This window comes from Mesorhizobium sp. BHbdii, assembly GCF_053848045.1.
The window spans coordinates 1-439 of sequence record NZ_JBSPKX010000225.1; the positions used below are offsets into that span (position 1 = coordinate 1).

Genomic DNA, 439 nt, shown 5'->3' on the forward strand with positions numbered 1-439 from the left:
GGTCCTCGGCAAGGATGAAGGGATAGCGGCGGACATAGGCGGGGATATAGTGCGGCGCGGTCCACTGCCCGTCGGCGTCGACGAACAGGTTTTCGCCCTGGCGCACGCCGGTGATGATGACAGGGGATTTGGCCGGGCCGATGAAGACGATCGGATAGGAGCGCATCGCCGCCGGCATTTCCGTCGCCACCACCGGAATGGCGTGCGCGGCGCGGGCGAAGGCAAAATCGCCGCGCGCGGTCAGGCCCAGTGAACCGTGCCGCGCCGGGTTGAGCGCTTCGGGCCTGGAATAGAACAGCGGCATGGCCGCGTCCGCCGGCGCCGTTTGCGTCTTTGTCCCGATATCAGCCATGGTCCGTCCCTTTCTCCCGCCGGCCGATCAGGCCGGCTTTCCGCATCAGACCCCAAGACTGGTATCTGCTCTTGTTGCGCTGATCTT

Annotated in this window: 1 protein-coding gene; it reads right to left on the reverse strand. The window is 65.8% G+C overall.

Annotated elements, in window-relative coordinates; genetic code table 11:
* Positions 1-352: SapC family protein (locus ACWTU8_RS32755; protein ID WP_455851368.1), on the reverse strand; the 352-nt coding region annotated here is incomplete at its 3' end.
* Positions 353-439 lie beyond the last annotated feature (87 nt).